This window comes from Pelistega europaea (assembly GCF_013133775.1).
GTDB classification, from domain to species: Bacteria; Pseudomonadota; Gammaproteobacteria; order Burkholderiales; family Burkholderiaceae_B; genus Taylorella; species Taylorella europaea.
This window is the reverse complement of sequence record NZ_JABGBO010000019.1, coordinates 1-1,953: the sequence shown is the minus strand read 5'-3', so window position 1 is coordinate 1,953 and position 1,953 is coordinate 1. Positions and strand designations below refer to the sequence as shown.

2 rRNA genes are annotated in these 1,953 nt (G+C 51.6%); both read left to right on the top strand.

Annotated elements, in window-relative coordinates:
• Window positions 1–1,663: ribosomal RNA gene (locus HKX40_RS10515) — 23S ribosomal RNA — on the top strand; the annotation flags it as partial.
• Between the two features lie 133 nt (window positions 1,664–1,796).
• A 5S ribosomal RNA gene (rrf, locus tag HKX40_RS10510) occupies window positions 1,797–1,909 on the top strand.
• Window positions 1,910–1,953: the final 44 nt, after the last annotated feature.

Genomic DNA, 1,953 nt, shown 5'->3' with positions numbered 1-1,953 from the left:
GTGGCTTGTAAAGGCTGCTGGAGGTATCAGAAGTGCGAATGCTGACATGAGTAGCGATAAAGGGAGTGAAAAGCTCCCTCGCCGTAAGTCCAAGGTTTCCTGCGCAACGTTCATCGGCGCAGGGTGAGTCGGCCCCTAAGGTGAGGCAGAGATGCGTAGCTGATGGGAAGTAGGTTAATATTCCTACACCGACATTAAATGCGAAGGGGGGACGGATAGCGGAATGCGAGCGGGTGATTGGTTGTACCCGTAGTTGGTACTAAGAAGGTGGTTAGGCAAATCCGGCCACGTAATTCAAGGTATTGATGCGAAGGGGTCTTGTACCCCGAAGTCGTAGGAAGGTGTCCCAGGAAAAGCCTCTAAGCTCTAGTTTAATGTTGACCGTACCGCAAACCGACACAGGTGGACGGGATGAATATTCCAAGGCGCTTGAGAGAACTCAGGAGAAGGAACTCGGCAAATTGATACCGTAACTTCGGGAGAAGGTATGCCCTGTTAGCGTGTTAAAGCGCGAGAGGGTCGCAGAGAATAGGTGGCTGCGACTGTTTATTAAAAACACAGCACTCTGCAAACACGAAAGTGGACGTATAGGGTGTGACGCCTGCCCGGTGCTGGAAGGTTAAGTGATGGGGTGCAAGCTCTTGATCGAAGCCCCAGTAAACGGCGGCCGTAACTATAACGGTCCTAAGGTAGCGAAATTCCTTGTCGGGTAAGTTCCGACCTGCACGAATGGCGTAACGATGGCCACACTGTCTCCTCCTGAGACTCAGCGAAGTTGAAGTGTTTGTGATGATGCAATCTCCCCGCGGCTAGACGGAAAGACCCCATGAACCTTTACTGTAGCTTTACATTGGATTGTGAACCGGCCTGTGTAGGATAGGTGGGAGGCGCTGAAGGTAGGACGCTAGTTTTACTGGAGCCGTCCTTGAAATACCACCCTGGTTTGTTTGCGGTTCTAACCTAGGCCCGTGATCCGGGTTGGGGACAGTGTATGGTGGGCAGTTTGACTGGGGCGGTCTCCTCCCAAAGTGTAACGGAGGAGTTCGAAGGTACGCTAGGTACGGTCGGAAATCGTGCTGATAGTGCATTGGCATAAGCGTGCTTGACTGTGAGACTGACAAGTCGAACAGGTGCGAAAGCAGGACAAAGTGATCCGGTGGTTCTGAATGGAAGGGCCATCGCTCAACGGATAAAAGGTACTCTGGGGATAACAGGCTGATACCGCCCAAGAGTTCATATCGACGGCGGTGTTTGGCACCTCGATGTCGGCTCATCTCATCCTGGGGCTGTAGCCGGTCCCAAGGGTATGGCTGTTCGCCATTTAAAGAGGTACGTGAGCTGGGTTTAAAACGTCGTGAGACAGTTTGGTCCCTATCTGCCGTGGGCGTTGGATACTTGACGGAGGCTGCTCCTAGTACGAGAGGACCGGAGTGGACGTACCGCTGGTGTATCGGTTGTCATGCCAATGGCATTGCCGAGTAGCTAAGTACGGAAGAGATAACCGCTGAAGGCATCTAAGCGGGAAACTCGTCTGAAGATAAGGTATCCCGGGAGTTTAACTCCCCTAAAGGGTCGTTCGAGACCAGGACGTTGATAGGCTGGGTGTGGAAGTGCAGTAATGCATGTAGCTAACCAGTACTAATTGCCCGTGCGGCTTGATCCTATAACTTTATCGGTTGATTCTACTCAACCCGTGAGTGTAGTGTTGATTGAGTGTCGTACAAAATATAAATCACCTCCCAAACTTCACTTCTTGTGCTTCTTCCAAAGGGCTAAAGCAGCCGTACAAGTTACAGCTTGACGACCATAGCAAGGTGGTACCACTCCTTCCCATCCCGAACAGGACAGTGAAACGCCTTTGCGCCGATGATAGTGGGTGGACACCTGTGAAAGTAGGACATCGTCAAGCTCTTCATTCCTAAGCCTCTTGAGTTCCCCTCAAGAGGCTTTTTT